The sequence below is a fragment of the Xenorhabdus sp. TH1 genome (assembly GCF_037260955.1).
Lineage (GTDB): Bacteria > Pseudomonadota > Gammaproteobacteria > Enterobacterales > Enterobacteriaceae > Xenorhabdus > Xenorhabdus griffiniae.
Map to the genome: position 1 here is coordinate 727,501 of NZ_CP147734.1, position 14,873 is coordinate 742,373.

The following is a 14,873-nucleotide window of genomic DNA, read 5'->3' on the forward strand; positions in this document are numbered from 1 at the left end:
CTAGGCAAAATGGTGCCGTAACTTCGGGAGAAGGCACGCTGGCGTTAGGTGAAGGAACCTGCTTCCGGAGCCGAGGCCAGTCGCAGATACCAGCTGGCTGCAACTGTTTAATAAAAACACAGCACTGTGCAAACACGAAAGTGGACGTATACGGTGTGACGCCTGCCCGGTGCTGGAAGGTTAATTGATGGGGTTATCGCCTCGGCGAGAAGCTCTTGATCGAAGCCCCAGTAAACGGCGGCCGTAACTATAACGGTCCTAAGGTAGCGAAATTCCTTGTCGGGTAAGTTCCGACCTGCACGAATGGCGTAATGATGGCCAGGCTGTCTCCACCCGAGACTCAGTGAAATTGAACTCGCTGTGAAGATGCAGTGTACCCGCGGCAAGACGGAAAGACCCCGTGAACCTTTACTATAGCTTGACACTGAACATGGAGCCTTGATGTGTAGGATAGGTGGGAGGCTTGGAAGTGTGGACGCCAGTCTGCATGGAGCCATCCTTGAAATACCACCCTTGAATGTTTGATGTTCTAACGCCGGCCCGTTATCCGGGTTGCGGACAGTGTCTGGTGGGTAGTTTGACTGGGGCGGTCTCCTCCCAAAGTGTAACGGAGGAGCACGAAGGTTAGCTAATCACGGTCGGACATCGTGAGGTTAGTGCAAAGGCATAAGCTAGCTTGACTGCGAGAGTGACGGCTCGAGCAGGTACGAAAGTAGGTCTTAGTGATCCGGTGGTTCTGCATGGAAGGGCCATCGCTCAACGGATAAAAGGTACTCCGGGGATAACAGGCTGATACCGCCCAAGAGTTCATATCGACGGCGGTGTTTGGCACCTCGATGTCGGCTCATCACATCCTGGGGCTGAAGTAGGTCCCAAGGGTATGGCTGTTCGCCATTTAAAGTGGTACGCGAGCTGGGTTTAGAACGTCGTGAGACAGTTCGGTCCCTATCTGCCGTGGGCGTTGGAAGATTGCAAGGGGCTGCTCCTAGTACGAGAGGACCGGAGTGGACGCACCACTGGTGTTCGGGTTGTCATGCCAATGGCACTGCCCGGTAGCTAAGTGCGGAAGAGATAACCGCTGAAAGCATCTAAGCGGGAAACTTGCCTTAAGATGAGTCTTCCCTTACCCCTAGAGGGTACTGAAGGAACGTTCGAGACGAGGACGTGGATAGGCCGGGTGTGTAAGCGTTGCGAGACGTTGAGCTAACCGGTACTAATGAACCGTGCGGCTTAACCTGACAACACCGAAGGGGTTTTCGGGAGTGGAAAGAGAGAGACGGGTTTCAGCGTAGAAAAGCAGCTTGTTCGGGATTGAAAACAGGATTTGTCTGGCGGCAATAGCGCGGTGGTCCCACCTGACCCCATGCCGAACTCAGCAGTGAAACGCCGTAGCGCCGATGGTAGTGTGGGGTCTCCCCATGTGAGAGTAGGGCACTGCCAGACATCAATTTATAAGTGTTGCCGGCACAAAAGGCAGCAAGAAAAAAGAAATTCGGTGGTGCGGTAGTTCAGTTGGTTAGAATACCGGCCTGTCACGCCGGGGGTCGCGGGTTCGAGTCCCGTCCGCACCGCCACCGTATTTAGAAAAAGCCCTGAAAGATATCTTTCAGGGCTTTTTCTATTGTCTAATCTATAACTTATTTTATTGCTTATATCCTTATCAATGTATTTTATTCCATTAAGGCAATGAGATTTTAATGTCTAGTGGAATAATAACGGCTCCTATAAATTAATTAACGTTATCAAAAATAATGTTAATTAATAATATCCTCACATACCTTTAACTAAGACAGATTTATTTCTTAAATGTAATATTTTTTGATACTTATCAAAAATATTAATATTTATTTTTTTAATATTAAGTAAATCACGCTACTAATTCTAATGAATAATTGTTTTACCAATATGTTGTGTTGTTATTATATCGTTACACAATCATGCTGATTTTTTAAGCGTTGGCGATTGAAATCAATGACTAAGATGCCATATTAGTGGAAGTAAAGGTGTCGAGGTAAGTTGGGGGAAACTTGATCAGGAATAGTTATTTAAGAAAAAGCTGGGCGAGAAAAAATTACGCTCAAAAAAATTTTGCCATGAGATATGTTGCTGGGCAGCCTGTGGAACGCGTTTTTCCCACTTCTAAGCAATTACTTGAGAATGCGTCGTTACCACGAGGAGAACCGCTTCTTGAGCATAATCATGAGCTTTCTGTTGCCATCTGGAATATCTACAAACAACAACGGCCATCATGGCAACATGTTTTGGCTTCTTTGATTGAGAAAAGTGATCTTGTCTTACTGCAAGAAGCACAAACGACGCCAGCCTTATTGAGATTTATTACAGACAGTGGCTTGGTCGCGGATCAGGTTCCTGCATTTGCTATTCCTCAACATCCATCAGGAGTGATGACATTAGCATCGTCTTCACCAGTTTATTGTTGCCCGCTACGTGAAAAAGAACCGATACTTAGATTATCTAAATCGTCATTAATTACAATTTATCCATTGCCAGATCAACGTCAGTTAATGGTGATAAACGTGCATGCTATTAATTTTAGCCTTGGTGTTGATGTTTATAGTCGACAACTCAATAACATTGGTATGCATATCAGCTTACATAATGGCCCTGTTATTTTTGCTGGGGATTTTAATGCATGGAGTCGGCAGAGATTAAAAATATTGGAACGTTTTGCTCGCCGTATGCAATTGAAAGAAGTACATTTTAATGACGATCATAGGACAATTGTTTTTGGCAAGCCGTTAGATTTTGTCTTTTATCGCGAACTAAAAGTTTCCTATGCAGCAGTTATCATGACGGGTGCGTCTGATCATAACCCGTTGATAGTGAAATTTTCTTTGTGATGATAATTGATGGGATAAAGGGATTTACTGTTCTTGCAGGAGAAGAATATAAAAAGCGTCGATGCTTACCGACGCTTTTTGAGACAGACTTTCATCGCTTACTGATTAGCAGAACGTTTTTTCTTTACGCCGAAGAAATAGGCTAGAGTCAAAATAAATACCCAACCTAGACCAACATATAGCGCGTCTCTTGTTTGCTCAAAATAGCCCAGCAATACGATGATACTGACCATGAAGACGAGTGTGATTGCAGGAGCGACAGGCCACATCGGGATTGGAAATTTCAGTGTCTTGACTTCTTCTGTACTCATTTGGCGACGCATGGCAATCTGCGAGATTAAAATCATCAACCATACCCAGACAGTTGCAAATGTAGCGACAGAAGCGATAAGAATGAAGATCTCGTCAGGGATCAGATAATTTAGCACTACGCCAAGTAATAGAACTGCAGTCATGACAAGAACCGTCATCCATGGCACGCCATTACGAGTTAATTTTTTGAATGATTTAGGGGCTTGTCCTTCCTGTGCCATACCATACATCATTCTGCCAGCACCAAAAATATCACTATTGATAGCGGAAATAGCCGCGGTAATCACGACCACATTCAGAATATTTGCCGCTGAATTGATTCCCAAATTAGAAAAAATCTGTACAAATGGGCTGCCATCCTGACCAATTTGATTCCATGGATAGATGCTCATCAGGATACATAGAGTCAAGACATAGAAGATCAAGATACGAAATGGAACCGCATTAATTGCTTGAGGGATCGTTTTTTCTGGATTTTTCGCTTCACTGGCCGTGATACCAATGACTTCGATGCCACCAAAAGCGAACATAACAATGGCGAATGAAGCTATCACGCCACTGATACCATTTGGCATAAAACCGCCATTTTCCCATAAATTGGACAGGCCAGTTGCGTGCTCAGTTGCTTGTCCGAAGCCGTAAAACATAATGGCAAGGCCACCGATAATCATGGCAATAATGGCAGTGACTTTAATGATTGAAAGCCAGAATTCCATTTCACCAAAGATTTTTACGTGACACAGATTTAAGGCACCAATAAAACAGACAATCCCTAAAACCCAAATCCACTGTTCAACATGCGGGAACCAGAGCTTCATATATGTGCCGAATGCGGTAATATCAGCCAGGCAAACAAATAGCATTTCAAGAATGTAGATCCAGCCAGTTAAAAAACCGGCCAAAGGCCCCAAATAATGGCTGGCATATTGCGAAAAAGAACCAGAAACAGGATGGTGGACGGCCATTTCGCCCAGTGCTCTCATCACGATAAATACGGCAGCACCGCCGAGTAAATAGGCTAGCAATACAGCGGGGCCAGCTTGCTGTATCGCTGCTGCTGAGCCATAAAACAGCCCCGTACCTATTGCAGAGCCTAAAGCCATAAAGCGGATGTGCCGCACGCTTAGACCCTGTTTAAGCTGATTTTCATTATTTTGCATTCGTTATTCCCATCTATCCTTTCAGCCTGAGAGTATTTAGGCATACGATGCTCTGTCTGGCGTGAGATGCCAGCAAAAGCAACCAGGTACAATACCATAAAGATGGATGTTCGCGGGATAGATATCTGTAATAATAACGGGCAGTTTATTAAAACCAGAGTTTTTTTATGATTTACCCAATAAATGAAATCTTCCAAACTTTACAGGGAGAAGGCGTGTTTACCGGTGTACCTTCGGTTTTCGTTCGATTACAAGGATGTCCTGTAGGGTGCAGTTGGTGCGATACCAAACATACATGGGAAAAAGAGGCTGATAAACAGCAGCCGATGGAAAATATCTTACTGAAATCGCAAGAGAGCGATTTGTGGGGCGCTGCCAGTGCAAAACAATTACTGAGCATATTCACTCGTCAAGGTTACAGTGCGAAGCATATTGTCATTACCGGGGGAGAACCGTGCTTATATGACTTGCGTCCTTTGACTGAAACACTGGAAAGTGAAGGCTATCAATGTCAGATAGAGACGAGTGGTACACATGCTATTAAGTGTTCTGACAAAACGTGGGTGACGGTTTCTCCGAAAGTGAAAATGCGCGGAGGCTATCGGGTTTTACCTGATGCGATTAAACGCGCTGATGAAATTAAGCACCCTGTCGGGCGGCAGCGCGATATTGAAGCATTAGATGAATTATTGACTATGCTTGATGGAAATCCTACTCCGCTTATTGCCTTACAGCCGATCAGCCAGAAAGAAGATGCTACTCGCCTGTGCATCGAAACGTGTATTGCCCGTAATTGGCGTTTTTCGATGCAAACCCATAAATACTTAAATATCGCCTAAATCTCATTCAGCACCAGGCTCTGGTGCTGAATCCTTATTCTCCCCGATAGATACAACCTGCGCTACAAGTCTCTTTAACCATAACAGCACTGAGTTGAGGCAACGTCGGTTTTAACTTCTCCCAGATCCATTTGGCCAACACTTCGCTGGTTGGATTTTCAAGCCCAGGAATCTCATTGAGATAATGGTGATCGAGTTGTTCCCAGACAGGTTTAAAGGCAGCTTTGACATCGGCAAAATCCATGAGCCAGCCACTAAGTGGATTAACTTCTCCGGTGACCTCCAGACGTACCATAAATGAATGCCCATGCAAACGCCCACATTTGTGCCCTTCCGGTACGTGTGGAAGGTGATGTGCTGCTTCGAATTGAAAATCTTTAAAGATGGTTGTACTCATTGTGCTTTCCCCTGACTTCAAAAGGTCGGCTATTCTACCTGAACTTTGCGAGCTTAACGTGATTTTTCTGGAAGTAAAAAGCACAACGCTTAACGACTTTATTGATATATTAAATCTGTAAATAAAGTTAGGCATTTTGGTTATGAGATATTGCAATCCTTTCTTTAAATACAGCCCCCATTTTGGGATAACCTTAATCAATTCATGTTCATGACTGGATTGATTTTTGTATCTTTTACAACATGGATACTGGCTATAGCAAAAGGCACTGGGACAATGACCGCAAAACCACCTTCAATCGCATTACTACCTGTTTCTCCAGAACAATTATCACGCTTGCAGTCTGCAATTAGCGATTTTTCTCCCCATCAATTAGCTTGGTTGTCTGGCTACTTTTGGGGAATGGTGAATCATCAGCCACAAATTGGGGCAGAGACACCTGTCGTTTCTGCACAAGAAACAGTGACTTTGCTTTCCGCATCGCAAACAGGCAATGCCCGTCATCTGGCTGAACAACTAAGAGATTCACTATTAGCTGAAAATATCAATGTAAACTTAATTAATGCGGGTGACTATAAATTTAAGCAAATTTCCCAGGAGCGTGTATTGATTATTATTGCTTCAACGCAAGGTGAAGGTGAACCTGCCGAGGAAGCCGTAGCACTTCATAAGTATCTCTATTCCAAAAAAGCACCCTCAATGAAAGAGACGGTATATGCCGTATTTGCCCTTGGGGATACGTCGTATGAAAAATTCTGTCAGGCGGGGAAAGATTTTGACAGTCGTTTGCATGAACTGGGTGCTCAGCGCCTATTGGCTCGTGTTGATGTTGATGTGGAATACCAAGAACAGGCGGCTCAATGGCGTCAACAAATTACGGATATTTTGAAGCAACGTTTGTCAGTACAAGCAAAGACTGACGCTCCGATTATCACGCCATCTACTGTTTCTACGCATGTTAAAGAAGCCCAAACATATACTAAAGAAAACCCTCTAACGGCCTCTCTGTTGACTAACTGGAAAATAACGGGACGTGGTTCTGACAAAGATGTTCGCCATGTTGAAATTGATTTAGGGGACTCAGGGCTGCGTTATCAACCAGGAGATGCCCTGGGAGTCTGGTTTGAAAACGATCCGGCTTTAGTGGATGAATTAATAGCGCTACTTTGGCTGGAAGGTTCAGAGCAGGTCAATGTGCATGGAAAATCACTCCCACTGCGTGAGGCGTTGATTAGCCATGTAGAGTTGACTCAAAATACCAGTGTAATTGTTGGGAAATATGCAGCGTTGGCGAAAGATGAAAAACTGTTATCGTTAGTCGCTAACAAACAAGCCTTGCAGCAATATGCCCAGACAACGCCTATTGTCGATATGGTCAGGGCTGCTGCTTCACAGCCAGAAGCCCAACAATTTATTGATTTATTGCGCCCACTGACACCACGTCTCTATTCCATCTCCTCTTCACAATCTGAGGTGGAAAACGAAGTTCATATTACTGTTGGCGTTGTTCGTTATGACATTGAAGGGCGTGCCCGTACAGGTGGCGCGTCAGGTTATCTGGCGGATCGCTTGCAAGAAGATGACAGCATCCGCGTGTTTATCGAACAGAACGACAATTTCCGTTTACCGGCCGATCCGAATACACCAATCATCATGATTGGGCCAGGAACAGGGGTTGCTCCATTTAGGGCATTTTTGCAGCACCGAGACAACCAGGAAGCGGCAGGTAAAAACTGGCTGTTTTTTGGTAACCCCCATTTTGTGGAAGATTTTCTTTATCAGGTTGAATTCCAGCGTTATGTGAAAGAGGGCTTATTGACTCGCATTGATTTGGCATGGTCAAGGGATCAGCAGCATAAAGTGTATGTACAAGACAAACTGCGTGAACAGGGAGAAGAAGTCTGGCGCTGGATCCAGGATGGCGCCCATCTGTATGTCTGTGGCGATGCGAATCGCATGGCAAAAGATGTAGAACAGGCCCTATTGGACATCATTTCACAACATGGTGGTATGGATGCTGAACAGGCTGATGAATTCTTGAGTGAATTGCGCCTTGAGCGCCGTTATCAGAGAGATGTTTACTAATATGAGCAATGTGAGCAAAGAAAAAACAGATACCCTAATCGTTGAAGGAAAACTTGCAGACAGTGAACGCATGAAGTTGGACAGTAATTATTTGCGAGGAACGATCAGCGAAGATTTAAAAAATGGGCTGACAGGTGGATTTGAGGGGGATAATTTTCTCCTTATCCGCTTTCACGGCATGTATCAGCAAGATGACCGTGATATTCGGGCCGAGCGTATAGAACAAAAACTCGAACCACGCCATGCCATGATGTTGCGTTGTCGCTTACCGGGGGGGATTATTACGCCAAGACAGTGGTTGGGCATTGATCGGTTTGCGACAGAAAATACACTATATGGCAGTATTAGATTGACTAACCGCCAGACATTCCAGTTTCATGGGATCTTAAAAAACAATCTCAAACCAGCCCATCAATTATTAGCACATATGGGCTTGGATTCACTGGCTACTGCTAATGACGTCAATCGTAACGTGCTGTGTACGTCCAATCCGGTGCAGTCTGCTTTACACCAACAGGCCTATGAGTGGGCGAAAAAGATATCGGAACATCTGCTCCCCCGTACCAATGCGTATGCTGAAATCTGGTTAGATAAAGAAAAAGTTGCAACAACCGATGAAGAGCCGATTCTTGGCACCACTTATCTGCCCCGTAAATTCAAAACATCGGTAGTGATCCCGCCACAAAATGATGTGGATCTGCATGCCAACGATATGAACTTTGTTGCCATTGCGGAAAATGATCAATTAATTGGCTTTAACGTATTGGTGGGTGGGGGATTGGCCATGACCCACGGCGACAAAAAAACCTTCCCACGACTGGCGAGTGAATTTGGTTTTATTGCACAGGAACACACACTGGCTATTGCAGAGGCGATAGTGACCACCCAACGTGATTGGGGTAACCGGACTGACCGTAAAAATGCGAAAACCAAATATACCCTTGAACGTGTGGGTATTGAAACCTTCAAACAAGAGGTTGAAAAACGTGCTGGTGTGAAATTTGAAGCTATTCGGCCATATCAATTCACTGGTCGGGGCGATCAAATTGGTTGGTTAAAAGGCATTGATGATCAATGGCACCTGACCTTATTTATTGAAAATGGCCGTTTGTTGGATTATCCCAACAAGCCATTAAAAACAGGGATTGCAGAAATTGCGAAAATCCATAAAGGCGATTTTCGTCTGACTGCCAACCAAAACCTGATTGTGGCAGGAGTGCCGGAGAGTGAAAAAACGCGGATTGAAGACATTGCCCGTGCTCATGGCTTAATTGACGATAGCGTGACTACTTTGCGTCACCACGCTATGGCCTGTGTTTCATTTCCTACCTGCCCATTAGCGATGGCTGAAGCAGAACGTTTCCTGCCGACTTTTGTCGATTATGTTGATGCGTTAATGGAAAAACATGGTGTGGGTGATGAAGAGATCATACTGCGTGTTACAGGCTGTCCGAATGGGTGTGGCAGGGCGATGCTGGCAGAAATTGGGCTGGTGGGTAAAGCACTTGATCGTTACAACCTGCATCTTGGTGGAAATCGCATCGGTGATCGCATTCCCCGCATGTACAAGGAAAATATTACATCAGCAGAGATCCTTGAGATACTGGATGAATTAATTGGTCGTTGGGCATCGGAACGTCATGCCAATGAATGTTTTGGTGATTTTCTGATCCGCACCGATATCATCAAGCCAGTATTGAATTCAGCCGTCGATTTTTATGATTGGCAGGAGGCAGTGTGAGCCGACTGAATTTATCGGAGCTGGTGGCACTGGCTCCAGAGCAGCAAATCACGTCATTGGCAGACATCAATCAACAACTGGAGATACTGGATGCTTGTGAACGTGTGAGATGGGCATTGGAGCATCTATCTGGCGAATTTGTGCTTTCCTCTAGTTTTGGTATTCAGGCGGCTGTCTGTTTGCATCTTGTGACACGGGAGTATCCTGATATTCCCGTGATTCTTACCGATACGGGATACTTATTTCCTGAAACTTATCAATTTATTGATAAACTGACTGAAAAACTCAACCTGAACTTGAAGATTTTTCGTGCAGAACATTCTCCCGCCTGGCAAGAAGCACGTTATGGCAAATTATGGGAACAGGGAATAGAAGGGATAGAACGTTATAACCAAATCAATAAAGTTGCGCCGATGAATCGTGCATTAGTAGCTCTGCAAGCACAAAGCTGGTTTGCTGGGTTGCGTCGCCAGCAATCAGAAAGCCGAACTAACTTACCTGTGCTGGCAGTTCAACGGGGAGTTTTTAAAATCTTGCCTATAATTGATTGGGATAATAGGCAGGTTCACCAATACTTGACCAAGCATAGCCTTGAATACCATCCATTATGGGAACAGGGCTACCTTTCTGTCGGGGATACGCATACCACCCAAAAATGGGAACCCGGTATGAGTGAAGAACAAACGCGTTTTTTTGGCTTGAAACGTGAGTGTGGTTTGCACGAAAGTTGAATTGATATTACAAATCTACTAGGCAGCGCTTCTCTCAAAAAGAGGCGCTGTTTTTTTATGCTGCATATCTTGCTTAATTGGCTCTATAACTTGCGAAAGAATTACCTTATGCGATTCAGGAACAAATAATTACTTTTTGTCATTTCATAACCTGATCACGGCCTCATATATTCATTCCTTGGTCATCATAATAATTAAGAGCTATATCCTTTGTGACCTGAAATCCATAGGGTAGAACATGAACAGGCTCTAACGCGGGATGGTATCGTGGATTATTTACCTTTATTTATTGAGCTTAAAGCCCGATCTGTATTGCTGATAGGGGGCGGAGAAATCGCCTCTCGCAAAGCAGACTTATTACTTCGTACTGGTGCAGTGTTAACGGTTGTTGCTCCTGAGCTACATGTAGAACTGCAACAACGCTATCAAAAAGGGGAAGTTGAGTGGTTACAGGGAACGTTTAAAACAGAATATCTTGATGGTGTATTTTTAGTGATTGCCGCCACCGATGATCACGACCTAAATCAGCATATTTTTACTGAAGCCAATAAGCGCGCTATTTTGACCAACGTTGTGGATAACCAACCGCTCTGTTCGGCCATTTTCCCCTCAATTATTGATCGCTCCCCGGTTATTGTGGCGATCTCATCGGCTGGAAAATCTCCGGTATTGACAAGATTATTGCGGGAAAAGCTGGAGTCTTTGCTCCCATTTAGCTTGGGTACGATGGCAAATATCGCGGGGCGCTGGCGCGAACGCGTGAAACAACGTTTTACTTCCATACGTCAACGGCGCCACTTTTGGGAAAAAGCGTTTAATGGGCGTTTTGCCACACTCATCGCCAATGGGCAATTACAGCAAGCAGAAGAGCAACTTGAACAGCAGTTGACACAAGGTGACTCTCATTCCCAAGGAGAACTTGCTCTGGTAGGCGCTGGACCAGGTGATCCAGGATTATTGACTTTAAAAGGCTTGCAAGTGATCCAACAGGCTGACGTCATTCTTTATGACCATTTAGTGAGCGCAGAAATTCTGGAGTTAGTTCGCCGTGATGCAGACAAAATCTGTGTTGGAAAAAGAGCGGGTAATCATTCCGTAGTGCAGGAAGAAACCAACCGACTTATCATCAAATTAGCGAACCAGGGGAAAAGAGTGGTTCGCTTAAAAGGGGGCGATCCCTTTATTTTCGGCCGTGGTGGAGAAGAATTACAGATTGCGGCAGCAGCGGGAATTCCTTTTCAAGTTGTGCCTGGCATTACGGCAGCGGTAGGCGCTTCTGCTTACGCAGGCATTCCATTGACTCACAGAGAACACGCGCAAAGTGTCACCTTTATTACCGGACATTGCCGTGAAAATGGCAATGAATTGGATTGGCCAGCACTCGCGCGGGGCAATCAAACATTAGCCATTTATATGGGGATTATGAAAGCAGCCTTGATCAGCCAAAAGTTGATCTCACACGGTCGGGACAGCCACACCCCCGTTGCCGTGATTGGTTGTGGCACTCGTCCAGAACAACAAGTATTGACCGGAACCTTATCCGAATTGGAACGATTGGCACAAGAAGTCCCCTCACCTGCCTTACTGGTAATAGGAGAGGTGGCTCAACTCCACCATCAAATAGGATGGTTTGAAAGCGAAAACGCGGCTGATCAAGTAAATCCCCCTGCTGTGATTGATTTAGTATAAGGAGTGCCCAATGGACGAAAAAAGACTAACACACTTACAGCAACTTGAAGCTGAAAGTATCCATATTATTCGGGAAGTGGCTGCTGAATTTGCCAACCCCGTCATGCTCTATTCGATTGGTAAAGATTCTTCTGTAATGCTGCATCTTGCACGTAAAGCATTTTATCCGGGAAAACTGCCTTTTCCTTTATTACATGTAGATACAGGCTGGAAATTTCAGGACATGTATGACTTCCGTGATCGTACAGCGGAAAAATATGGTTTTGAGTTACTGGTTTACCGCAATCCACAAGGCGAGATGCTGGGAATCAATCCTTTTATTCATGGCAGTGCCAAACATACCGATATCATGAAAACAGAAGGATTGAAGCAAGCACTGGATAAATACGGCTTTGATGCAGCATTTGGCGGGGCGCGGCGTGATGAAGAAAAATCGCGAGCCAAAGAACGAATTTACTCATTCCGTGACCGTTCCCATCGTTGGGATCCTAAAAACCAGCGCCCTGAACTTTGGCGCAATTATAACGGCCAGATTAACAAAGGGGAAAGTATCCGCGTCTTCCCATTATCCAACTGGACCGAGTTGGATATCTGGCAATACATCTATTTGGAGCAGATCGATATCGTCCCCCTTTATTTTGCTAAACCTCGTCCGGTTGTTCAGCGTGAGGGGACATTAATTATGGTTGACGATGATCGAATTGACCTGAAAGCAGGGGAAGTCATTAGCCAGCGTAAAGTGCGCTTTAGGACACTTGGCTGCTGGCCGCTGACAGGCGCGGTGGAATCAGAAGCAGAAACGTTGCCGGAAATCATCGAAGAAATGTTGATATCGACCACTAGCGAACGGCAAGGGCGGCTGATTGACAGTGATCAGTCAGGTTCTATGGAGCTGAAAAAGCGCCAGGGTTATTTTTAAGGAGTCCAGATATGCCAGCACTTGCATATAATGAAACTATTGCTAGTCAGATCAAGCAACAAGGTGGAGTTGAAGCCTATCTTCGAATGCAGCAGGAAAAAGGATTACTGCGTTTTTTAACTTGTGGTAGCGTGGATGATGGTAAAAGTACCCTAATTGGACGTTTGCTGCATGACACCCGTCAAATCTATGAGGATCAGCTGGCAACTTTACAAAGCGATAGCAAGCGAATTGGGACTCAGGGAGAAAAGCTCGATCTGGCTTTATTAGTTGATGGATTGGCGGCGGAACGGGAACAGGGCATCACCATTGACGTAGCATACCGCTATTTTTCTACGGAAAAGCGTAAATTCATTATTGCGGACACACCCGGGCATGAGCAATATACCCGCAATATGGCGACAGGCGCCTCAACCAGTAATCTTTCTATTTTATTGATCGATGCACGCAAAGGTGTTCAGGAACAAACGCGCCGCCACAGTTTTATCAGTACCTTGCTGGGTATTCGTCACTTGGTGGTGGCAGTCAATAAAATGGATTTGGTTGGATATCAGCAAGAGATATTTGAACAGATCAAGCAAGATTATTTGAATTTCGCAGCACAATTACCTACTGATCTCACCCTCTATTTCGTCCCAATTTCGGCGTTGGAAGGGGATAACATCGTCACCCGCAGTGAAAAAATGGCGTGGCATACGGGAAAAACGCTACTGGATATCCTGGAATCCGTGGACGTAAAAACAAAAGCGACAGAACAGCCCTTGCGTTTCCCCGTACAGTATGTCAACCGCCCTGATCTTGATTTTCGTGGATATAGCGGCACATTGTCATCAGGGATCTTATGGCAAGGCCAGCAAATAAAAGTGATGCCATCTGGTGTGATTTCTACGGTAGAAAGGATCGTCACGTTTAATGGTGATCTCACATTTGCCGTACCTGGAGAGGCTATTACCCTCGTATTAAAAGATGAAATAGATATTAGCCGTGGTGACTTATTGATTGCTGTTGACGCTCAAATGAGCGCAACCCGCCACGCTTTGGTTGATGTCGTCTGGATGTCAGAACAGCCACTGATTCAAGGGCAAAGTTTGGATATCAAAGTCGCGGGTAAAAAAAGCCGTGGCAAAGTCGAGAATGTTCAATATCAAGTGGATATTAACAACCTGACACAGAAAGTTGCGATTGAATTACCCCTCAATGCCATTGGGCGGGTGGAATTTTCATTTGATGAACCTTTATTGCTCGACTGCTATGCGCAAAATGCAGATACCGGTGGCATTATCCTGATTGATCGTCTGACCAATGTGACCGTAGGAGCGGGATTGGTGCGTGAAATCCAGGCAGATGTTTATGAAGAGCCGAAAGAATACAGTGAGTTTGAGCTGGAGCTTAACCAATTAGTTCGTCGCCACTTCCCGCACTGGGGAGTACGTGATCTATTGGGAGGAAAATAAGTGGATCAGAATAATATCGTCTGGCATTCACATGTTTTGGACAGGTCACAGCGGGAAAGTGCAAATGGGCATCCTGCACGGGTGATTTGGTTCACAGGGCTGTCTGGTTCAGGAAAATCCACCCTTGCAGGAGCATTGGAGCAGGCATTATTTGCACAGGGAATCAAAACGTACTTACTGGATGGGGATAATGTCCGTCATGGCCTGTGCAGTGATTTGGGCTTTTCTGAAATAGATCGGCAGGAAAATATCCGGCGCGTCGGTGAAGTTGCAAAATTGATGGTTGATGCGGGATTGGTTGTCCTGACAGCATTTATTTCCCCCCATAGGGCAGAACGGCAAAAAATACGCGAACTCATGGAAGAGGGGCGCTTTATTGAAGTGTATGTCGATACGCCATTGGAGATCTGTGAGGCTCGTGATCCCAAGGGACTATATAAAAAAGCACGAGCGGGAGAATTACGTAATTTCACCGGAATTGATGCAGCCTATGAAGCTCCCGAACAGCCAGAAGTCTATTTAGAGGGTTCACAGTCTGTAGAATCTTCGATTGAAAAACTGCTGTTTGCCTTGAAAAATAATAATATCCTGCCAACTTAACGACCAAACCCAACAAACTGTTATGAAACACATTATTATTGTTAGTGAAATAATGTGTTTCTACACTCATTTAATGCAATGCATT

General features: G+C 45.0%; 11 protein-coding genes, 1 tRNA gene and 2 rRNA genes (1 of these 14 running past the window's edge). 12 read left to right on the plus strand and 2 right to left on the minus strand.

What is annotated here, in order from left to right:
* The 4 genes from WDV74_RS03175 to WDV74_RS03190 all read left to right on the plus strand — a co-directional run.
* Positions 1-1,238, plus strand: a 23S ribosomal RNA gene (locus WDV74_RS03175); it begins 1,674 nt to the left of the window's first position.
* Positions 1,239-1,327: 89 nt separating this feature from the next.
* A 5S ribosomal RNA gene (rrf, locus tag WDV74_RS03180) occupies positions 1,328-1,443 on the plus strand.
* A 54-nt stretch (positions 1,444-1,497) separates the two neighbouring features.
* Positions 1,498-1,574: transfer RNA gene (locus WDV74_RS03185), tRNA-Asp, on the plus strand.
* Between the two features lie 519 nt (positions 1,575-2,093).
* Positions 2,094-2,861: an endonuclease/exonuclease/phosphatase family protein gene (locus WDV74_RS03190; RefSeq protein WP_338884554.1), complete on the plus strand. Its 768-nt coding sequence runs from the start codon at positions 2,094-2,096 to the stop codon at positions 2,859-2,861.
* A 98-nt stretch (positions 2,862-2,959) separates the two neighbouring features.
* Here WDV74_RS03190 and WDV74_RS03195 read toward each other — a convergent pair whose 3' ends face one another.
* The gene (locus WDV74_RS03195) at positions 2,960-4,333 is read right to left on the minus strand and encodes an amino acid permease (RefSeq protein WP_338884556.1); all 1,374 of its coding nucleotides are present in this window, start codon (positions 4,331-4,333) and stop codon (positions 2,960-2,962) included.
* 167 nt (positions 4,334-4,500) lie between these two features.
* On the opposite strand from WDV74_RS03195, the gene queE reads away from it, so the two are divergent.
* Positions 4,501-5,172, plus strand: a complete 672-nt coding sequence (queE, locus tag WDV74_RS03200; RefSeq protein WP_338884558.1) for a 7-carboxy-7-deazaguanine synthase QueE — start codon at positions 4,501-4,503, stop codon at positions 5,170-5,172.
* Positions 5,173-5,206: 34 nt separating this feature from the next.
* Here the strand turns inward: queE and queD are convergent, their stop codons facing one another.
* Positions 5,207-5,569 (minus strand): 6-carboxytetrahydropterin synthase QueD, encoded by a 363-nt coding sequence (queD, locus tag WDV74_RS03205; RefSeq protein ID WP_338884560.1) that lies wholly within the window; start codon positions 5,567-5,569, stop codon positions 5,207-5,209.
* Positions 5,570-5,845: 276 nt separating this feature from the next.
* Between queD and cysJ the strand changes: the two genes are divergently transcribed.
* The 7 genes from cysJ (at position 5,846) to cysC (ending at position 14,788) form a co-directional block, all read left to right on the plus strand.
* Positions 5,846-7,654 carry an NADPH-dependent assimilatory sulfite reductase flavoprotein subunit gene (gene cysJ, locus WDV74_RS03210; RefSeq protein WP_338884562.1) on the plus strand — a complete coding sequence of 603 codons (1,809 nt, stop codon included), beginning with the start codon at positions 5,846-5,848 and terminating at the stop codon, positions 7,652-7,654.
* A 1-nt stretch (position 7,655) separates the two neighbouring features.
* Positions 7,656-9,395, plus strand: coding sequence for an assimilatory sulfite reductase (NADPH) hemoprotein subunit (gene cysI / locus WDV74_RS03215; RefSeq protein WP_338884563.1), 1,740 nt, complete (start codon positions 7,656-7,658; stop codon positions 9,393-9,395).
* On the plus strand, positions 9,392-10,126 hold the full coding sequence (locus WDV74_RS03220; protein ID WP_338884564.1) for a phosphoadenylyl-sulfate reductase: 735 nt from the start codon (positions 9,392-9,394) through the stop codon (positions 10,124-10,126). The genes cysI and WDV74_RS03220 overlap by 4 nt, the downstream gene beginning before the upstream one ends.
* Before the next feature lie 267 nt (positions 10,127-10,393).
* Positions 10,394-11,815 (plus strand): siroheme synthase CysG, encoded by a 1,422-nt coding sequence (cysG, locus tag WDV74_RS03225; RefSeq protein ID WP_338884565.1) that lies wholly within the window; start codon positions 10,394-10,396, stop codon positions 11,813-11,815.
* 10 nt (positions 11,816-11,825) lie between these two features.
* On the plus strand, positions 11,826-12,734 hold the full coding sequence (gene cysD / locus WDV74_RS03230; protein ID WP_338884566.1) for a sulfate adenylyltransferase subunit CysD: 909 nt from the start codon (positions 11,826-11,828) through the stop codon (positions 12,732-12,734).
* A gap of 11 nt (positions 12,735-12,745) precedes the next feature.
* Positions 12,746-14,188: a sulfate adenylyltransferase subunit CysN gene (gene cysN / locus WDV74_RS03235; protein ID WP_338884568.1), complete on the plus strand. Its 1,443-nt coding sequence runs from the start codon at positions 12,746-12,748 to the stop codon at positions 14,186-14,188.
* Entirely contained in the window at positions 14,189-14,788 is a 600-nt protein-coding gene (cysC, locus tag WDV74_RS03240) for an adenylyl-sulfate kinase (RefSeq protein ID WP_338884569.1), read from the plus strand.
* The last annotated feature ends 85 nt before the right edge of the window (positions 14,789-14,873 follow it).

What these genes read in the sequence shown, in the direction of transcription:
- WDV74_RS03190 (WP_338884554.1), top strand. Translation starts at nt 2,094, where the DNA reads ATGAGATATGTTGCTGGGCAGCCTGTGGAACGCGTTTTTCCCACTTCT.
- WDV74_RS03195 (WP_338884556.1), bottom strand. Translation starts at nt 4,333, where the DNA reads ATGCAAAATAATGAAAATCAGCTTAAACAGGGTCTAAGCGTGCGGCAC.
- queE (WP_338884558.1), top strand. Translation starts at nt 4,501, where the DNA reads ATGATTTACCCAATAAATGAAATCTTCCAAACTTTACAGGGAGAAGGC.
- queD (WP_338884560.1), bottom strand. Translation starts at nt 5,569, where the DNA reads ATGAGTACAACCATCTTTAAAGATTTTCAATTCGAAGCAGCACATCAC.
- cysJ (WP_338884562.1), top strand. Translation starts at nt 5,846, where the DNA reads ATGACCGCAAAACCACCTTCAATCGCATTACTACCTGTTTCTCCAGAA.
- cysI (WP_338884563.1), top strand. Translation starts at nt 7,656, where the DNA reads ATGAGCAATGTGAGCAAAGAAAAAACAGATACCCTAATCGTTGAAGGA.
- cysD (WP_338884566.1), top strand. Translation starts at nt 11,826, where the DNA reads ATGGACGAAAAAAGACTAACACACTTACAGCAACTTGAAGCTGAAAGT.
- cysN (WP_338884568.1), top strand. Translation starts at nt 12,746, where the DNA reads ATGCCAGCACTTGCATATAATGAAACTATTGCTAGTCAGATCAAGCAA.